Here is an 18,630-nt window from a genome sequence, read left to right on the forward strand (position 1 = left end):
TCCACTATACCCACATCAGTTGATCGAAGGCGAACACCGGTCCGTCCTTACAGACGCACCGGTAATCCGGGGTCTCGTCGCCATGGTCCCTGCCCTTCACCACGCACCCGAGGCACGCTCCCATGCCGCAGGCCATGTAGGCTTCCAACGAAACCTGGCAGGGGGTTCCGGTCTGGCGGGCAATCCCGGCGACTGCCTTCAGCATCGGCATAGGGCCGCAGGCGTAAATGGTCTTCTTTCGTCCGTCCTCGCGGACATGCAGTTCCATGACGTCAGTCACGAGTCCACGGTCTCCAAGGGTCCCGTCGTCGGTGGAGACGTAGGTCTCAACCCCAAGCCTCTCGAATTCGGTCACACACAGAATGTCATCCCTGGTGCGTCCGCCAAGGAAGAACCGAACCCGGGAACGCCCAACCAGGGTTTTTGCCAGGTAATAGAGGGGAGCGATCCCGACGCCTCCGCCCACGAGGATCTTCTCCTCCTCCGGATCGCCCAGGTCAAAACCGGTACCCAGAGGTGCGATAATGTCAACGTGGTCGCCGTGATGATAGGTGGAAAGCGTTTCGGTCCCCTTCCCCACTACCTTGTAGAGCATTTCAAGGTACGTGGCGGAACTGCAGCCAGGATATTCGGAGGGGACGGTTCCCACGTCGAAAATGCCGAAGGGGCGCCGCAGCAGCGGATCGATGGCATCGCGAACCCGGACCATGACGAACTGCCCGGGCTGCGCCCCGGTCAGTTCCGGGGGAGCGGTAATCCGCATCCGGAAGTAGCCCGGAGAAACTTCCTGGTTGGAAATGATTGTCGCTTTAAACTGCATCGGCACGGCCCTCGCTGTAGTCGATGGTATATTCCATCAAAATGGCATCTTCGCCGTTCTCATAGTAGCCCTTGCGCCGGCCGGTTTCCCTGAAGCCCAACTGCCGGTAGAGGGTCAACGCAGGGAGATTGGAAACACGCACTTCAAGGCAGACAACTCTGGCACCTTGCGCCCTGAGTTCGGTGATGGCTCGACGGACAAGCGCTCCGCCGACCCCCTTTCCGCGAGAGTCCAATCGCACCGCCACATCAAGGATTTCCCCCTCATCAAGAACGAGCAGGGGACAAATGTAACCCGCCACAATACCGTCAGCGGTACGTGCCACAAGGGGATATGAGTGGGGGGAATTGAGCTCGTCAATGAAGTGTTCCCTTGTCCAGGGGCGCGGGAACGACACTGACTCGATCGCCGTCACCTCGTCGAGGTCGCCGGAGGTCATCTGATGGATTGTATGTACATCCGTAACGCCCATTTTCGACCGCATCTTAAGCGAACGTTACCCCCCTTGTAAACTGATTTTTTGGGCCTTGACGACCACCAGATAGGGTTTGACTTTTAACGGTTCATGGGGTAAATTTTTTCGTCATTTCACGGGAGGTAACATTTTGGGCGCTAAGGGAATTACCTATAAAGATGCCGGCGTTGACATCGATGCCGGCAATACTTTTGTCAAAATGATCAAACCGTTCGTGCGGGCCACGTCGAGACCGGAGGTAATCTCCGACATCGGGGGCTTCGGGGGCCTCTTCTCGCTTAACACCAACAAATACAAGAATCCCGTGCTGGTTTCCGGCACCGACGGCGTTGGCACGAAACTCAAGATAGCTATGATGGCGGACCGCCACGACACGGTCGGGATCGATCTCGTGGCAATGTGCGTCAACGATATCGTTGTCCAGGGTGCCGAACCGCTCTTCTTCCTCGACTACTTTGCCACCGGCAGCCTCTCGCCGGAGCGCGGCGCCGCTGTCGTCAAGGGGATTTCCGAAGGATGCATCCAGGCAGGATGCGCTCTCATTGGCGGCGAGACGGCCGAGATGCCCGGCTTCTATCAGGACGGTGAGTACGACCTGGCAGGCTTCACCGTCGGTGTTGTGGATCGGGACAAGATCATTGACGGATCTTCCATCACCGTCGGTAATACCCTCATCGGCCTCGCCTCAAGCGGCCTCCACAGCAACGGCTACTCCCTGGCCCGCAAAATCATTTTCGATACCCTGGGGTTCGGCATCAACGACATGCTTCCCGGACACGATCGGAGCGTTGCCGATGAACTGCTCACCCCGACCCGGATTTATGTAAAGTCAGTTCTCAATCTTCTCCGGGACTTCCGGGTAAACGGCATCGCCCACATCACGGGAGGCGGGCTCCTGGAAAACGTTCCCCGCATTCTCCCCAAGGGATGCAAGGCGATCATACGACGCGACAGCTGGACCATGCCCGAGATATTCCGCATCCTGCAGAACGGCGGGAATATGGAGTGGACCGAGATGTATCGCACCTTCAACTGCGGCATCGGTATGGTTCTGGCTGTTCCCGAGAACGATGTGGACGAAGTTCTCATACGCCTCTCGGGACTCCAGGAGAAGGCTTTCGTCATCGGCGAAGTGGCCAAGTGTGAGGCCGGCACCGAGTCGGTGGAGATGATCTAAACGGTTAATTCCCATGACTGATCTTCTTACTATCGGCGTTCTTGTCTCAGGAAACGGCTCTAACCTCCAGGCCATCATTGACCGGATCGAGGACGGTAGCCTCCCAGCCCGAATTGCCTGCGTCATCAGCAACAAGGCCGATGCCTATGCTTTGGACCGGGCGAAGTGCCACGGTATCACCGTCCACGTCCTCGACCACAGGATCCATGCCGGCCGTGAATCGTACGACGCAGCCCTGGTTGAACTGCTTCGCTCCCACGGGGTGCGCCTCGTGGTGCTGGCCGGCTTCATGCGGATCGTTACCCCGGTCCTTATTGGAGCATTTCCCCATGCAATCATGAACATCCATCCGGCGTTACTTCCGGCATTCCCTGGCCTTCACGCCCAACGTCAGGCTTTGCAGTACGGTGTCAAAGTCTCTGGGTGCACGGTGCATTTCGTTGATGAAGGAACCGACACTGGACCGATTATTATTCAAGCCGTCGTACCGGTTCTCGACGATGACACCGAGGATACGCTATCGGCCCGCATCCAGAAGGAAGAGCACCACATCTACCCTGAAGCGGTCAATCTCTTTGCCCAGGGCCGCCTCACCGTCGACGACCGGAAGGTTATCATCGCGCCGGCATCCTGAACACGGTGCACGCATCAGTCGCACGACCATTCACAGTATCCGGCTTAATGCAGGAATTCATGATACAGCCAAAGGACTCTCGTCATGAAAAGGACCGTACCCCTGCTGATTGTTTTGATGGTTAACGTACCCGTCGTCAAGGCTGCGGATACCATGATATTCCCGGCAAAAAACGGAAATATTACTTTTAATCACAAACACCACACGGATCTCCTCAAGGAATGCAAGAACTGTCACGACAAAACCCCTGGAAGAATTGCCAATTTCGGCAAAGACTACGCTCATAAGACCTGCAAGGGATGCCACGAGGTGAGGGGAACTGGGCCAACGCGCTGCGGCCTCTGCCACAGGAAGTAGCACCCCTGATTTCATAAAAAGCCGGTCTCCTGATGGGGAGCCGGCTTTTTATTGCTGATGCTATTGGACAACGTGCCGAACTACGCAACCTTTTCGGATGTCTCGTTTTCTTCCTTGAACCATTTTTCGAACCAACTACGGTGATCCTTCGAGGCGAGAATCCTGAGATCGTTCGGCCCAAGCCATACCCCGCCGCACCCAGGACAACGATCCAGGGGAACCCCACGGAAGGTCATTGCTTTAATCTCGTCTCCGCACTTGGGACAACGGTTCCGGCACATTTCACGTACCAGGCGCTCGCGCTCTTCCTTCTGCATTCTCTCGATTTTGTCTTGTTCCTGCTTGTAGATGTACTGATTTTCGAGAGCCTTTTCGCGTTCCTTCCAGATGTTTTTCATAGCAAGCACCTCCCGAATCTGAGCAGCTTTTCTAGAAGAAAGTATAGCAGATTTGCACCAGTTTCCCCAGATTGCCCTGACGGCGCGCACGATTTCATTCATGGCTGCAGGACGCATCCTCGTCAAGGGACTCCACCCGGCACCAGGCTCGTCCGTGAGAAAAAAGAAGTTCAAGCCTATCATTCAGGGCGAGTTGCCTGAACGTCTTGACAGGAACCCGTTCAGGCAGTTTAAGGACTACGCTGTACCCCCTCGCCAAGGTGCCGAGTGGAGAAAGCGTTTCCAGCCGTGCCGAATGCACGGCCGCAGCCTCACGGTAGCGGTCGACGTGACGAAGCAGGGCTATTTCACTTTTGTCGCTCAAAGCAATAACCCGTTCCCGTGCACGCTCCACCTTAAGGGCCGGATTTCTGAGCCTCAGATGATTCTTGAGTGCTTCCAGCATCCTCCCACGGTCTTTAAGGTCTCCCGCAATAGCGCGTTCAAGTCGTACGAAGATGTCATCCAAGCGCTGGGAGAGGTGTCCCAAAAGCACGGTAGGGTCGCGGAGGGCACGGCTCAAGCTCTCCAACTCACCACCAGCATCGGCCAGAATGCGCCGCAGTGTCTGTATGAGCCGGTGACGGAGGAACTCGACTTTCGACGCCAACTCCTCTTTGCTCTTGACGACCAGTTCTGCCGCTGCCGATGGAGTCGGTGCCCTAAGGTCAGCAACAAAGTCTGCAATGGTAAAATCGATTTCGTGACCCACGGCAGATATGATTGGTATCCGGGAGCGGTGGACCGCACGAGCGACCTTCTCCTCGTTAAAGGCCCACAGATCCTCCAACGATCCCCCTCCCCTCCCCACGATCATGACATCGACAGCACCGTAACGGTTGAAGTCGATGATCGCTTCGGCAATCTCGTCAGCCGCCCCTTCACCCTGGACTTTGACGGGTCTGATGAGAACTTCCACGTTCGCAAAGCGTCGGTTCAGGACGTTGAGAATATCGTGAATAGCTGCCCCAGTTGCCGAGGTCACCACTCCGATCCGCTGCGGCAGGGATGGGATCGGCCTTTTATGTTCCTCGGCGAAAAGCCCCTCCTTGGCCAATCTTTCCTTTAGCTGAATGAACGCAAGCTGGAGTGCTCCGACCCCCCGCGGCTCCAGATATTCAACGAGAAATTGATAGTCGCCCCGCTGTTCGTAAACCGTAATCCGCCCCCTGACGATCAATCCCATACCATCCCTGGGGCGGAATTTCAGGGCTCGAGCTGGCGCACGGAACATAACGCAGCGAATCTGGGCGCCGGCATCCTTGAGCGTAAAATACAGGTGCCCGGAAGCAGGCATTGCAAGGTTTGAAACCTCACCCTCCACCCAAACGTGCTCGAAATTCTCTTCAAGTACTCCCCTGATGAGGGAGGTGAGTTGGGATACGTTTAAAATCCGTTTTTCAGGAAAGAGTTCCACAAAATCTCCTCGTAAATACTGCTAGTTGCAGAGGTTCTAGCATAGGGTTCGCGGCGTGTCAAACCGGTTGACCGTCGCTGTCCCCTCAGTGTAGTATGGTCGCCATGCAGAGTTATCCATACGTCATTACCGTCTCCTCGGAAAAGGGGGGGGTCGGCAAGACCACCCTCGCAACCAATCTTGCCATCTACCTGAAAGCTCTCGATGAAAACCTGCCGGTTTCCATCCTCTCTTTCGACAACCATTTCACCGTCGACCGGATGTTCGAAATCAGGGGACAGCGCACGACCGGCACCGTGGCCGACCTCCTCCTTGAAACTCCGGGAAGAGATCTGATTCACACCGGTCAATACGGAGTCGGCTACATCCCCTCATCGCCGAATCTTTCAGACCTCAAAGGAACCGTCAAAACGCCGATGATGCTCGCGCGGCTTCTGGCTCTCTCCCGAATCCCCGGCGTAGTTGTCATCGATACCCGGCCCGATCTGGACATCCTGACACAGAATGCACTCTTTGCAGCCGACCGGGCCATTATACCTGTCAAGGACATGCCAAGCCTTGAGAACTGTCGTAACATTTTCGCCCTGTTCGAGCAGCGAGGCCTTGATCGCAAGAGTCTTTCGCTCATCCCCTGTCTCGTCGACGAGCGAATCAAGTTCGATGGCCCCTTCGCCGACCAAAAGACCCTCCTGAAGGCCTACGCCATCAACCGGGGCTATCGTTGTTTCGAAACCTACATCTCCAAGAGCCCCAAGGTGGAGAGCCTCAATACAAACCCGGACGGAAAGATCTACCCGATCCTCACCCATGCCAAGTGGACGGAAGTCCACGGCCAATTCGCCCAACTTGCCCAGACGATTATCACTGAATTCCGAGCAACCGCCGAACCCCGCGCCTTTCTCTTCCACCAGTGGCTCCAGAGTGAGGAAGTTAGGAAGAAAGAAGCCTTCTTTGCCAGACTATCGGGGATCAAGTCGGAGTGTCTTCTCTGTGGACGCCCCGTCTCGGGCAAAGATAGTGACAGGGTTTCTTTTTACTTTGAGGTCTCCGACGGCAGTGCCGCCGGTTTTTTCGAAGAAGAGTGCTTCTTCCGTCTTCTCATGACGAACGTCTACAACCTGGACATCAATCTTGCGGATGACGATCCCACTCTTCAGATCATGCGTGATGCAGCTAGGGAATCGGCGTTCGTCTTCAGGCCGGTGACCAATGGCAGCGGCACAACAGTCGATTTCCACCGTTTTGGCCTCGATGGGGTACATCTTCTTAAAAAGGCCTATCCTCTGCGGGAATTTGAGGGGGGGATGCTGACCAGGGAGAAAAGCAGGCTGTTTTCATTGCTATCTGAAACCTTTGGCAACCGTCTGGATGCCTCACCCGACTCTTTTCTGCTCGTTCACCCTGTTCACCAGGAAAAGCCGGAAGCGATCCTCCAAGAAGAATGCTACCGAGGGTTCGCACGCCTCAGACAGAGGATTGCCCAGCAGGTCCTGCCCCCCAACTGACGGAAACGGTTCAGTGTACCAGGGATGACGCGGGGACAAAGGTGACACCCTCATCCCGCAACTTCGGCAGTTCTGCTGCTAAGGCTTGGATAGTGGCGGGATGGGGGTGACAGATGGCAATGGCGCTGCCCCTTTTGCGAGCGATGGAAGCAGCCTGCCTGATCTGCTTTGAAATATATCCAACATCCTGAATATTGTCCAAAAAGACGGATCGTGACGCGGTTCTCAAGCCCATCTCTCGTGCAGTCGACTCTCCCACAGATATTGCCGACGTCTTGCTGTCGACAAAGAACAGCCCCTTCTCCTTCAGCACTCTCAGCACTATCGCCATCTTCTCTTTGTTTTCGGTGAATGCCGACCCCATGTGATTGTTGGCGCCAACCGCCTGGGGGACTTCCTTGAAATAACCGTTCATCCGGACCACAATCTCATCGTTACTCTGACTGAGAAGAAGACCGTTCTCCTCGAGACGGCGCTCCGGATACCCCTTCGGCTCCATGGGAAGATGGATCATTGCCTCGATCCCGCGCCGTTGTGCCTCTTGGGCAACCTGACGCACCTTCGGAAGCCCCGGGATAATAGAGAACGTCACCGGTACGCCGATGTCAATGATCGAACGGGCTTCTTGCATACCCTTTCCCATGTCGTCAATGATGATAGCGAGATTTCCGGAACCGGCAGGACGTGGGCGGACATGCCGCTCAGTCGGTGGCGGCACCACTGTCGCCGTATAGTCCTCATGGACAACGGGTTCCTTTTCCGCCGCGGATTCCCGGGGCGGGAGCTTATGCCGTGCCACGACTTTTGGAGGTTCCGGTTTTTTCTCTGGGCGCTTCTGATTAAGCAGGCCATCAATAAGGAACACCGCCGCAACAACCAGGACTGCAAGAACAATGAAACCAACAAGAGGACGAGAATTACGTCCGCCTTTTTTTCTGTTTACCTTGATTTTGCCATTTCGAGATGTAGCCACAAATCATCCTGTAAGTGGTATGTACGCTGGTAGTGTATAACACACCGCAGTTCTGGCGGGCAACGAACAAAAAAACCCGCCGTTGTATGGGCGGGCTTTTGTCCATACAGGGAACTTTACTTTTTGTTCTATTTGCCTCCGCCAGCCGCCAAGTAATTGGCGGTATATATATAGTCATCTATATAATCATGCTTTCCATCACCGTTGAGGTCATATGCCGGCACCTTGGCGGCTCCATTCTTGGAAAGGAAGAGTGAAAAGTCTCCTTCATCCGTCACACCGTTTTTGTCAACATCGACATCCACCCTCGGAGCGACGGTTAAAGGATAATCTACAATTTTCTCCCCATTTACGATGGTAAGCGTAGCCTCAATTTTTCCTGCTTCAGGAACGGCTTCTATCAGCCAGCGGTTGTCTCCCTGCTTTTGCAAGGACGTGAGGCGGGCTCCTCTCAGGGCGAAATTTGGCGCATGACTGCCGCTTTCAGGCAATTCAAGCAGGACTTTTATCATCATCTTCCCGTCAGTAATGCATATCGGAGGATCCTGCTTGATTGATGTGGCCACGGGCTCATCAAACAACGCCCTGAGAGCTTTTGGTGTCCTGTCACCCGAATAACCCTTGAATCGCTCAAGCACGCTCTTGAAAACTGTGTATTTTTGTTCCTGTACCGATGTGGCAGGGACCGTATGTGGAGAAATGGGCGCTGTCGGAGGCTGATACTCTCTGTCCTCCCGGTCGGCAGCCTCGGGAGCTGGTTGCCACTGCGCGGGTTGGTCGCCCAAAGTCGGCTCCTGTGCATCGGGCGATGTATGTTCCAAGGGCGACTGTGGTACCTCTGGTAATATTATTGTACCTTGAGCTACAAACGGTATCTTGGAACCCTGCGTGTCCGCTGAACCCTTGTCCGCTGAACCCTTGTCCGCTGAACCCTTGTCCGCTGAACCCTTGTCCGCTGAACCCTTGTCCGCTGAACCCTTGTCCGCTGAACTCTTGTCCGCTGAACTCTTGTCCGCTGAACCCTTGTCCGAGGAACTTGTGACTGAGGGAGCCAGACCTGAGGAAACCCTGCCCGAGGAGCCTTTGTCCGCGGGACCCGTGTCTGAGGAACTCTTGTCGGGATAATTTTCTGTGCTTGTGGAGCCCGTGTCAGTGGAACCCGTGTTTGTGGAACCTGTGTTTGTGGAACCTGTGTTTGTGGAACCTGTGTTTGTGGAACCTGTGTTTGTGGAACCTGTGTTTGTGGAACCTCCCGTGCCTGAAGATAAGCCAGTAGTATCTTTACCGGCTTCACTCGTCAAGGGGCTCTCAATTGGTTGATTCGATGCGTCAAGACCGGTTAACTGGCAGGTGAACGCCGGTTTTCCCCACGACGTGCTGACTGGAGAAAATGTAACAGTTGCCACCGTGCCTGAACCGGAAACAGGAGGCTCATTGACCATGACTACCTGTACCGTTCCAGACGTTTCTACAACATTCGGCACGAAAACCAGCCATGTGGCTAAGTCACCACTGACAACCTTAGGGCTCGACAATGATGCCTTGTCGTAAGTGAGCGTAAAATCAATAGCGCCAACATTGATGAGGCCGAGAGCAACGACCCTGTATCTCCCGTTGCCCATATCCACCAGGTTGAGACCAGTGCAGGATGCCGCGGCATCAAAAGTCATTGGAGAAATGATTAGTTGAGCACCCAACAGAAGAAGGGAAAGGCTTTTGACTTTCATTCACTTTCCTCCGTAAAACAGAATCGTTCAGCAGAAATCCGGGATACCATGCCAGAGGTGTGATTACCATGGCATTCATGACCTGGTATGCTGTCTGCTGATTATTACGATTATTGCCTCAAAAATGGCCGTTTCAGAAAAACAATCACGCTAATTGACGCAATTGCAGCGACGCAACCAGGAATGGCATGAGTGGCAGAGCCTTTTGGGCCGAGATTCACCACGAAAAACAATCTCTTGATTGAGGGTAAAGCACATACGATGCCAAAAAATATGGTCCCTCAGATGCATTTGTGCACATGAAGGTTTAGCCTGGCAGCTCTATAGATAGATCAGCTGTTTGTGTGAACGGCTTTGAGGAAGGAAATGGCTTCAACGGCATCGTTGTTGCCCTCGAGTTGGTAAACCTTTTGAAGAGAAGTAAGGACTGATTCGTGAAGTCTTTCAAGTTCCGCTCGTTCAGCGCAGATATGATGATCGAAGGGCTCCTCGGGAAGGAACTCCCCAGAATATTCATCCTGAGCAGCTTCGAGATATCTCCTGGCTCCGGAGATGTCTCCACGAGCCAGCATCTTGATTCCGGTCTGAGCGTATCCTTTGAACTGGCTCGAATCAAGGGAGAAAATATTGAAATCGAGACGGATGGCTTCACCAAGAGTCATAATGGGATTAATACTGCGCGGGCCCATAAATGACTTGCGGAGTCTGCTCAAGGTGGTTTTGAAATTCTTTGCGCCGGAGACCGGGTCACAGCCAGGCCACAACATGTCAATGAGTTTGTCTCTGTGGAGCCACTGGTCGTAGGAAATGAGCAAATAGCAGAAGAGTATCCTCGCCTTCTGGCTTTCCCATAAAATGGTCATTGGGGAATTGAGATAAGAAAGTCCCAGTCCACCGAAGGTTTTTATGGAAATCTGCTCAGGGTTGACCGATCCTTTATCAACCGTTGCACCTGAAGGCTGTGGGTTCATTTTTATTAACCATAATTAAATTACAAACAATTTCACGTTTTGTACTACAAAAGGAGAAATGAGTCAAGAAATGCTCCCTTTAAAAACAGACGCATAAAAAAAGAGGGGATGGACTCCCCTCTTTTTTACTTCTGCCCCGCTAATAGACCTAATTAGCCCTATTCATCGTCTTAAGGATTTCCCATCCTTTCAGGAGATCAAGCGCGCGCAACACTTGGTAATCTCCTTTCAACTGATCATCACTCTTGGCGGCGGGAACCTTCCCTTTCTCCGTTTTCTTGTCTTCCCCCTCCACCTTCTCTCCGGACTCGAAGTGGTTTTCCAGATCCTTTTCCCGGATATGACCATCCTTTTTCTCGGTTGGTTGAATTTCGGCACGTTCCACAATGATGTCAGGGGTTATTCCCTTTGCCTGGATCGATCGCCCGTTCGGCGTGTAGTAACGTGCTGTGGTAAGACGCAGTCCCGAATCATCAGAAAGCGGAATGATTGTCTGCACCGAACCCTTGCCAAAACTCTGCGTCCCCATAACGACTGCCCGCTTGTGGTCCTGCAAGGCACCGGCAACGATCTCAGAAGCACTCGCACTGCCACCGTTAATGAGCACAACCATCGGATAGGCCGGTTCCGTTCCTCCCTTGTGGGCGTTGAACTGCATCCGTGAATCCTTCTCCCGACCTTCTGTATAGACAATAAGTCCTTGCTCGACAAAATGGTCTGCAACCTTGACCGCCTGGTCCAGAAGCCCGCCAGGATCGTTGCGAAGGTCAAGGACAAGCCCCTTCAAGGACCCGCCATTTTCCTCTTTCAGCGTCGCAAGGGCCTTCACCAAATCATCATCTGTCTTCTCCTGAAACTGGGCTATTCTGATGTAACCATAACCATTGTCGAGAGACGAGAAACGGACACTCTTAACCTGAATGATGTCACGTACGAGGGTGAAGTCCTTCGGCTTGTCAAATCCCTCCCGCACGATGGTCAGGATGACCTTGGTCCCCTTCGCGCCGCGCATTCGCTTTACGGCATCCATAATGGTCATGTCCTTGGTGAAGCGGTCATCAATCTTCAAAATCTGATCGCCAGCCTTGATTCCGGCACGGAAAGCTGGGGTGTCCTCAATTGGCGAGATAACCGTCAGGATACCATCCTTGATGGTTATCTCTATGCCGAGTCCCCCAAAGGATCCCTTGGTGTCTATCTTCATTTCCTTGTACATATCAGGAGGCATAAAGGAGCTATGGGGATCTAAAGATGACAACATACCGTTGATGGCCCCATAGATGAGTTTCTTGGTATCGACCTCTTCGACGTAACTCTTTTTTACGATGGCGAGGACATCGGTAAATAATTCGATGGACTCATAATCGTTTCCGGCCTGTGCCGCACAGTGTTTCTGGGCAACAAAGCCTCCTCCCGCAAGCATCGCAAAGAGCACTACCGCCAACAGCGCAATTTTTTTACCCTTCCTGGTTCCAAACATCATGCCTCCCGCGATGATTAGTTAAGTCTACCTGCACCATGACGCCGGATCGACCGGACGTCCCTGATAACGGATCTCGAAATAGAGCATATCACCCCGCGGGGAATCGACATCCCCGACACTGGCGATTGTCTCGTTTCTCGCCACCTCTGCTCCCACCCGTTTGGCGATTCGCGAAGCATGGGCGTAAAGGCTGAAAAATCCCCCGCCATGATCAACAATCACCATATTACCGTAACCTTTAAAGTAGTTTGCAAAAATGACTTTGCCTTCGTAGACAGCCTTGATATCGGCACCAGAGGGGGCTGCTATGGAAACACCATTACTTACTGTGTAGGAATTGAATTCCGGATGTTTATGACGTCCAAATCCGCTCACAATTTTGCCACCAACAGGCAGCGACAGTCTCCCCCGCTGAGCACCGAAACCCTTGTCCGAAATGGGAGGAAGTACCGGCGACATCCCTTTTGCCGATGGTTTCCGAGCAGCTGAAGTATAGCTTTTTCTACTCATGGCTTCAAGCTTTCGCACCATTGCCTGAAGCCTTCCGGCGTTGGCCTGGAGCTCACGCAAGGACGCCAGATGGGCCTGCTTGTCTTGCCGCACCTTGACGAGATAGGCCGCCTTCTTGTTTTTTTCGCCTGCGATCTCCTGCTTTTTCTGCTCGATGCCGATCTTGAGACGTTCCTTACGGTTGGCATCGCTTTCGAGTACCACCTTAAGCTTTGAAAGCTCCACAATTTTCTTGTTGTAGTCGGCAAAGAGTTTTCGGTCGTTATCAATGACCGACCTCATGTACCGCAGATTTTCTACCATCTGGGGGAACGACTCAGAGGAGTAAAAAACCCTCACATTACCGATTTCCCCGGCTTTATAGACGGCAACAAGTCGGCGCTCAATCTCATGCTTTTTCTGCTCAACTTCATTCCGTACAGTATTAATTTCCGTCTCGGTCTTGGAGATGGTTCGCTCCACGCCCTGGAGCTCCCTGGCAAGGGACGCAAACTGAGCTTCCTTTTGTTTGAGGTTCCGGTCAATGGCTTGCAGTTCGCCCGACACCTGCTGCTCCACCTTTGTGGTCTTTTTCAGAAGTTGCTTCTTCTCCTTGATTTCCTTCTTAACCCCCTGCAACTGGTCACGCACATCAGCATCGGCTGCAGCCGCCGCAAGGAGCACCACCAGCAAAGCGGTTATGGACTGTAGCCATCTCATTGCGGGTTATTGATGAATCGTTTCAGGGAAGTGAGGCTGCCAAGGAACCCGAGGACCACTCCTCCGGCAAGAATTCCGGCAATATACAATGGAGGAAGGAATGAAAGCCCCGATACCGACGAGGAGAAGTTGACGAAATTCGTCGCGCTGTGGAGAAAACCGAAAAAAGCAGCCACAAGAATGAGAAGTGACAGAACTGCTCCGGCAGCGCCCTGGATGATTCCCTCAATGAGGAAAGGAGCCTTGATGAAAAATCGGGTGGCCCCCACAAGCTCCATCACCTCAATCTCCTCTTTTCTGGCGTAGATTGTCAATTTTATGGTGTTTGACACAATAAAGAGCACTGCCATCAGGAGGAATCCTCCAAGGAGCGCTCCCACAAAGCGAAGGAAGTTCATGAACGTATTGAAGCGCCTGACCCATTCTTCGCCATACTGGACCTCCGCTATGCCGGGAACTTTTTTGAGCCTGCCGACATAAGCCTCCATAGCAGCATCTTCACGACTATTACGCTTCAGAGTTATCTCGATGGAAGAAGGAAGCACGTCAGCCGGAACCCCTTCGAGAAGAGTTTCCTGGTCCTTCAGACGGTCGCGAAAACGCTTCATGGCCTCCTGTTTGCTGACGTACCCGACCTTATCAGTCCCATCAATGGCCTTCACCCTCGTCATGATAGCAGAAAGTTCCTGAGGGGTTGGCTCAGTGTTGAAATATGCGGTCACCTGAATCTTCCCACTCCACTCATCGGTCGTAGACTCCAGATTCACGAAAATGAGGAGGAACAGCGAAACGATAAGAAGCGCCAGGGTTATGGTACCGATGGCGAGAACGTTCACCAGAACGTTCTGACGAATATTGAGGAGTGCCCGGGCAAAGAAGTAGCGGATCCTCCCCCCTACCCCGTCACTGGACATGGCGGGACGAATGGACGGCTTATTTCGGGACATCGGTATCCTCCGCAACGCGGCCCCTATCGAGCACGATAACGCGCCTATGGCTGTTCTCGATCACCCGGCGGTCGTGGGTCGCCACCACCACCGTGGTACCCTTGATGTTCGCTTCCCGGAATATGGACAGAATCTGTTCCTTGTTCTCGTCGTCCAGATTGCCGGTCGGTTCGTCTGCCAGGAGAATCTTCGGCTCATTCACCAGCGCCCGGGCCAGGGCGACCCGTTGCTGCTCCCCTCCGGAAAGCCTTAGGGGGGTGGCGTTGATCTTGTGCTCTATCCCCATTTGTTTCAGTACATGGTAGACCTTTTTGCCGATATCGCGCTTGCTCCAGCCAAGAACCTCAAGGGTGATGGCCACGTTTTCCAGAACCGTCCGGTTGGGGAGGAGCTTGAAATCCTGGAAAACAACGCCGATGGTTCGGCGCAGGAGCGGAATCTGTGTCCGGGTGAGTCGGGTGATATTCTGCCCATCGATGAGGACCTGCCCACGCGAGGGGGTAAGCGCCCCATAGACCAGTTTCAGCAGGGTCGATTTCCCCGCACCGGAAGGGCCGGTAACAAAAACAAAGTCCCCTTTGGGGACCTTGAGGGAAACGTCGTTCAAAGCTGCTGCGTCGCTCTGATACGACAGGAAAACATTGTGGAACTGAATCATCGTATCCTCTTTCCTCGTCACTGCCTCCGTGCGGTTGTTACCCGCAACGCGTTACCATTCTTTATACGGTTTCCCGTCAGTTCCCACCAGATCAGAACCACTATGGACATCGTAGACATTGCCGGTTTCCTGTTTACCGGCGTCCGCCCCGCCAGTCGGAGCCGGGGGGGCGATAGTTTCCCAGCTGTCAGTTTTCCTGGTAAAGGGATCCGTCGGTAAACCGTGGATATATTTCTTGTCGACAAGATCTTGAAGCGTATCGGGATACTTCCCCTGGTCGGCGTAAAATTGGTCTATGCTGCTTCGGATGCTGTAGAGGTTCTCCCGCAACACTGCCTCTCTCGCCTTGATGAGGCTCCACTTGTAGCTCGGCACAGCAATGGTGGCCAGGATGCCGATGATGGTCACAACAATCATCAACTCCACAAGCGTAAAGCCTTTGCTTTTTGTTAGCATTTTTCGGAAGCTCGGCACGTTACCAGTCCTTGTATTTTGTCCCGTCGATGGCCGTACCCTCGCTCAGGGAATAGACGTCATACACGTCCGAATTGTCCCACGTCGTGCTATCGGGCTCGTCCTTGTAGGAACGCAGACCCCATTCGGGCTTTTCCCCTGACGCGGGACGGTTGAAGGGATCTACGGGAATCCTCCGGAGGAACTTTTTCTTGGTCGACTTCGCTTCGCCGCCGAAATCGGTACCCGTAACCAGAACCTCCAGGGTTTCGGGATATCCTGTCTCATTCAGGATCTGTTTCCCCTTGTGGGCGTCGTCATAGGCTTTTTTGTACTCGTCTATGGCAGTGCGGATCTCCCTGAGGGATCTGCGCAGCTCAAGCTCCTTGTTCCGCCTGACGGTCATCTGGGTAAAGGGAACTATCACTGTCGCCAGTATACCGAGAATGGTTACAGTCATTATGAGCTCAATAAAGCTCAATCCCTTACGGTTTCGTATATACCTCACTGTCGAAACACCGATAAACTTCACGCTCACTTAACTTCGACAACCGTATTGTAGGGTACGACATCAATCGGCTTATTTGCCTGGTCAGTGAAGTTCACGCTCTGGAGGCCGAGGCTGGCCGGCCCCTTGTTCTTGGCAGTGAAGGTCGCGGTGAGGAGCGAACCGGCACCGTCGATGCCTTCAGCACCAGTTCGTGCCAATGTAATAGTCACTCTTCCCTTCGCCTTATCTACCTGGGCGTTGAAGCTGGTCGGCTTACCATCCCGATTCAGGAACGTCCCTTCGACTGCCCCCACATAATCTATGAAAATCGGGTCGTAGATAAGGACAAAGGGCGCCTTAAGGAGGCCCTTGACGTCGGAAACCCTGATCTCGACCTTGAACTGGGAGCCGAGATTTACAGCTGCCGGTGCAGATATATTAAGGCTTCCGCGCACGGCTGGCGCAGGTGCTGCAGCAACAGGGACGGCAGACGCTGCTGCCACCGTCGCGGCAGGAGCCGCAGGAGAAGCCGGTACGGGAAGGGGCGCAACCGCCTGGGATTGCACTGTGGACGGCGGGGCAGGCTGCTGACCTGGAGCCGGCGCTGCCGATTGTTTGACTTCCGGGGAAGTCGTTGTCTGCGGGGCTGCCGTGGGTGCCGGACTACCGGGAACGGGTTGTAGAGGTGCAACTCTCTGGGCAGGTGCAGAGACAGAAGCAGGAACCGGTGCAGGCGATGCTGCCGGCTGCTTGACGTTTTTGGGTTGGCCGATGGCAAACTCCGGCTCAAGCTCAAATGAAGCGAATGGTTTGACAACCGAGGGATCGTCTTCTTTGCCGGACCAGAAGGAAACAAGATCAGGCTCGGGAACGGTGACGGAACGGACCAGACGCGGAGTAATGGCGAGAATCAGTTCACGCTTCTGGTTATCGTTGGAGTTGTTGGATAGAAGCGGGCCAATGATGGGGATATCACCCAGCAAAAAGATTTTCTGCTTTCCCTTCTGCTTGTTGTCTTCAATCAATCCACCAATGACACTTGTTTCTCCATCCTTGAGGTTCAAGACCGTATCGAGGTTACGGGTTCCGATGGTTACGACTGTTGTCGCAGAGTCCGTTCCGCCCACTGTCTGCTTATCGATAATCGAACTGACCTCAAGTCCCAGCTTGATAGAGACCTCGTTATTGAGCATGATGGTCGGTTCAGCGTTCAATTTGACGCCGACATCCACGTACTGGACGTTCACACTGAAGCCGCCGGTTGTACCGGTTGTTGACGTGGTTGTAATCGGCACGCGGGTACCAACGGTGAACTTGGATTTTTCCCGATTCTTGACCCTGATTTTCGGATTGGCAAGCACCTCCGCGTTGGTAATGCTCTTGCCAAAACTGTACGAGGCACTGGGGACCGTCATAAATCCGCTGTAACCGTTCCATGAGAACGTCTGCAACAACTCACTCCCAGCTGTTCCCTGTATAGTAGTTCCTGTGCTTGAACTCACCGATGCCCTTGAAAATGTATCATTCAGGAACCCCCCGCCCGGTGTCTGGGTATTCAGGGACACGGCATATTTGCTCAGGGCGAGGCCAAAGTTCTCTATGTTCCGTTTCGACACCTCGATGACCTCAACGTCCAGCAGCACCTCGGCATCGGGAACATCATTGGCTTCGAGAATCTTGCCCGCCACATCGACCAGTTCAGACGTATCACGCACAACAATAGCATTCAACTCTTCGTTAACGTAAACCTTGCGAACCTGAAGCATCGTCCGGAGAAGGTTCACCGCCTTCTTGGCATCGAGGGTGTTCAGGAAAAACGTCTTGACGACCAGATCTTCATACTGCTTTGATTTCTCGGGTGTTTTAGGAAAGATGAGTATGGTGCTCTCGTTCAGCACTTTCTTACCGAGCTTGTTCATGTTGGTCAACAGGTCGAGGGCCTGCTGGAAATTTGCATTTTCCAGATAAATCGTTACTTTTTGGTCCTTGATTGTGTCATCAAAGATAAAGTTGATTCCGGAAAGTTGGGTAACTATGTAGAAGACGTCTTTCAGGTTTGCGTCTTTGAATTTCAGGGTAATTGGCTTTGTGGACTTCAGATTCAGCTCATACCCTTCCAGTCGGGTTTTTTTTGTGCTCAACAGACGCTCAAGGGCTTCCTTTGCCTCTTTGTTTTGCCCGTCGAGGTCAAGTGCCTTGCGATAGGCCTGGAGTGCTTCTCTTGGTTTGTTACCCCGTTCAAAATCCTGTCCTTCTTTGAAATAGGTTCTCGAATTCTTTTGGCGAACGAGCTTGTCGCTCTCCTGTTTCGCCCGTTGAAGCGACGGATCGAGGGCAACTGCTGCCTGGTACTCGACAAGCGCTGCATCGTAATTCTTGAGGGCAATGAACTCATCTCCCTTGCTCAGATGCCGAAGCGCCGCTTCCTCGCTCGTCTTGAGGAGCCTCATGCGGTATTCGTTCATCTCCGGATTGGATGCGACCGCCTCGGAATACTTGATGACAGCCTCGTCGAGCTTTCCTTCCCGCTCAAGCCGCTCTCCCTTGCTGAATGCAGTTAGTCCGGCCCCACACCCTGACAGGAAAGCAAAAAAGGACAAGAAAGCTATTATCTTGAAGATGATCCTCATGTATGCGGCTCCTTAAACCATCGGACGTTCATCGTATCTGGCCGGCGAGAGGCCGGTTCTCGACAAGGGGAATCACCATCTCGCTTCCGTCGGTAAGAGAGCGGATTGACAGCGCCTCATCGGTGATGGTTGTCGCTTCGTAGTTCCCGGCAATTTTGTCGCCCAGGCGTACCAGGATAATCTCCTTGTCACGGGCAAGAAAGATGGTTTTGTGGTTATCCTTCTTGAGAAACCCCAGGAAGGTGAATTTTGCCATGTCCCGCACCA

Annotated in this window: 19 protein-coding genes; 4 read left to right on the plus strand and 15 right to left on the minus strand. The window is 53.4% G+C overall.

Annotation, left to right across the window (positions count from 1 at the left end; translation table 11 throughout):
* Positions 1-4: 4 nt before the first annotated feature.
* The gene (locus KJB29_RS04335) at positions 5-820 is read right to left on the minus strand and encodes a dihydroorotate dehydrogenase electron transfer subunit (RefSeq protein ID WP_215733546.1); all 816 of its coding nucleotides are present in this window, start codon (positions 818-820) and stop codon (positions 5-7) included.
* Positions 810-1,292 (minus strand): ribosomal protein S18-alanine N-acetyltransferase, encoded by a 483-nt coding sequence (rimI, locus tag KJB29_RS04340; protein ID WP_215733547.1) that lies wholly within the window; start codon positions 1,290-1,292, stop codon positions 810-812. Before rimI ends, KJB29_RS04335 begins: the two co-directional genes overlap by 11 nt.
* Before the next feature lie 133 nt (positions 1,293-1,425).
* Between rimI and purM the strand changes: the two genes are divergently transcribed.
* The 3 genes from purM to KJB29_RS04355 all read left to right on the plus strand — a co-directional run bounded on the left by purM (position 1,426) and on the right by KJB29_RS04355 (position 3,463).
* Positions 1,426-2,472 carry a phosphoribosylformylglycinamidine cyclo-ligase gene (gene purM / locus KJB29_RS04345; RefSeq protein ID WP_004512002.1) on the plus strand — a complete coding sequence of 349 codons (1,047 nt, stop codon included), beginning with the start codon at positions 1,426-1,428 and terminating at the stop codon, positions 2,470-2,472.
* Positions 2,473-2,485: 13 nt separating this feature from the next.
* On the plus strand, positions 2,486-3,106 hold the full coding sequence (gene purN, locus KJB29_RS04350) for a phosphoribosylglycinamide formyltransferase (protein ID WP_004512001.1): 621 nt from the start codon (positions 2,486-2,488) through the stop codon (positions 3,104-3,106).
* Between the two features lie 84 nt (positions 3,107-3,190).
* A complete protein-coding gene (locus KJB29_RS04355; RefSeq protein WP_004512000.1) occupies positions 3,191-3,463 on the plus strand; it encodes a cytochrome c7 in 273 nt (90 codons plus the stop codon).
* Positions 3,464-3,543: 80 nt separating this feature from the next.
* Here the strand turns inward: KJB29_RS04355 and KJB29_RS04360 are convergent, their stop codons facing one another.
* Together KJB29_RS04360 and xseA are read right to left on the minus strand one after the other, a co-directional pair.
* A complete protein-coding gene (locus KJB29_RS04360; RefSeq protein ID WP_246560346.1) occupies positions 3,544-3,963 on the minus strand; it encodes a TFIIB-type zinc ribbon-containing protein in 420 nt (139 codons plus the stop codon).
* On the minus strand, positions 3,956-5,317 hold the full coding sequence (gene xseA / locus KJB29_RS04365; RefSeq protein WP_215733548.1) for an exodeoxyribonuclease VII large subunit: 1,362 nt from the start codon (positions 5,315-5,317) through the stop codon (positions 3,956-3,958). Before xseA ends, KJB29_RS04360 begins: the two co-directional genes overlap by 8 nt.
* 95 nt (positions 5,318-5,412) lie before the next feature.
* Here xseA and KJB29_RS04370 point away from each other — a divergent pair, with 95 nt between their 5' ends.
* Complete coding sequence (locus tag KJB29_RS04370) at positions 5,413-6,822, plus strand: ParA family protein (RefSeq protein ID WP_215733549.1); 1,410 nt, start codon at positions 5,413-5,415, stop codon at positions 6,820-6,822.
* A gap of 10 nt (positions 6,823-6,832) precedes the next feature.
* Here the strand turns inward: KJB29_RS04370 and KJB29_RS19245 are convergent, their stop codons facing one another.
* The 11 genes from KJB29_RS19245 to KJB29_RS19250 all read right to left on the minus strand — a co-directional run bounded on the left by KJB29_RS19245 (position 6,833) and on the right by KJB29_RS19250 (position 18,619).
* The gene (locus KJB29_RS19245; RefSeq protein WP_215733550.1) at positions 6,833-7,795 is read right to left on the minus strand and encodes a divergent polysaccharide deacetylase family protein; all 963 of its coding nucleotides are present in this window, start codon (positions 7,793-7,795) and stop codon (positions 6,833-6,835) included.
* Between the two features lie 128 nt (positions 7,796-7,923).
* Positions 7,924-9,522: a hypothetical protein gene (locus tag KJB29_RS04380; RefSeq protein ID WP_215733551.1), complete on the minus strand. Its 1,599-nt coding sequence runs from the start codon at positions 9,520-9,522 to the stop codon at positions 7,924-7,926.
* 332 nt (positions 9,523-9,854) lie between these two features.
* A complete protein-coding gene (locus tag KJB29_RS04385) occupies positions 9,855-10,493 on the minus strand; it encodes an AfsR/SARP family transcriptional regulator (RefSeq protein WP_011365878.1) in 639 nt (212 codons plus the stop codon).
* A gap of 148 nt (positions 10,494-10,641) precedes the next feature.
* Positions 10,642-11,973, minus strand: coding sequence for a S41 family peptidase (locus tag KJB29_RS04390; RefSeq protein WP_215733552.1), 1,332 nt, complete (start codon positions 11,971-11,973; stop codon positions 10,642-10,644).
* Positions 11,974-12,000: 27 nt separating this feature from the next.
* Positions 12,001-13,185, minus strand: coding sequence for a murein hydrolase activator EnvC family protein (locus KJB29_RS04395; protein WP_215733553.1), 1,185 nt, complete (start codon positions 13,183-13,185; stop codon positions 12,001-12,003).
* Positions 13,182-14,132, minus strand: a complete 951-nt coding sequence (gene ftsX, locus KJB29_RS04400; protein WP_215733554.1) for a permease-like cell division protein FtsX — start codon at positions 14,130-14,132, stop codon at positions 13,182-13,184. Before ftsX ends, KJB29_RS04395 begins: the two co-directional genes overlap by 4 nt.
* Complete coding sequence (gene ftsE, locus KJB29_RS04405) at positions 14,119-14,790, minus strand: cell division ATP-binding protein FtsE (protein ID WP_215733555.1); 672 nt, start codon at positions 14,788-14,790, stop codon at positions 14,119-14,121. The genes ftsX and ftsE overlap by 14 nt, the downstream gene beginning before the upstream one ends.
* A gap of 51 nt (positions 14,791-14,841) precedes the next feature.
* Positions 14,842-15,246: a type IV pilin protein gene (locus tag KJB29_RS04410; RefSeq protein ID WP_004511989.1), complete on the minus strand. Its 405-nt coding sequence runs from the start codon at positions 15,244-15,246 to the stop codon at positions 14,842-14,844.
* 19 nt (positions 15,247-15,265) lie between these two features.
* The gene (locus KJB29_RS04415) at positions 15,266-15,751 is read right to left on the minus strand and encodes a type II secretion system protein (RefSeq protein WP_215733556.1); all 486 of its coding nucleotides are present in this window, start codon (positions 15,749-15,751) and stop codon (positions 15,266-15,268) included.
* A gap of 26 nt (positions 15,752-15,777) precedes the next feature.
* Complete coding sequence (locus tag KJB29_RS04420) at positions 15,778-18,363, minus strand: secretin and TonB N-terminal domain-containing protein (RefSeq protein ID WP_215733557.1); 2,586 nt, start codon at positions 18,361-18,363, stop codon at positions 15,778-15,780.
* Between the two features lie 28 nt (positions 18,364-18,391).
* The gene (locus tag KJB29_RS19250) at positions 18,392-18,619 is read right to left on the minus strand and encodes a hypothetical protein (RefSeq protein WP_246560351.1); all 228 of its coding nucleotides are present in this window, start codon (positions 18,617-18,619) and stop codon (positions 18,392-18,394) included.
* Between the last annotated feature and the right edge of the window lie 11 nt (positions 18,620-18,630).

The sequence above is a fragment of the Geobacter grbiciae genome, from assembly GCF_018531165.1.
In the GTDB taxonomy this organism is placed as follows: domain Bacteria; phylum Desulfobacterota; class Desulfuromonadia; order Geobacterales; family Geobacteraceae; genus Geobacter; species Geobacter metallireducens.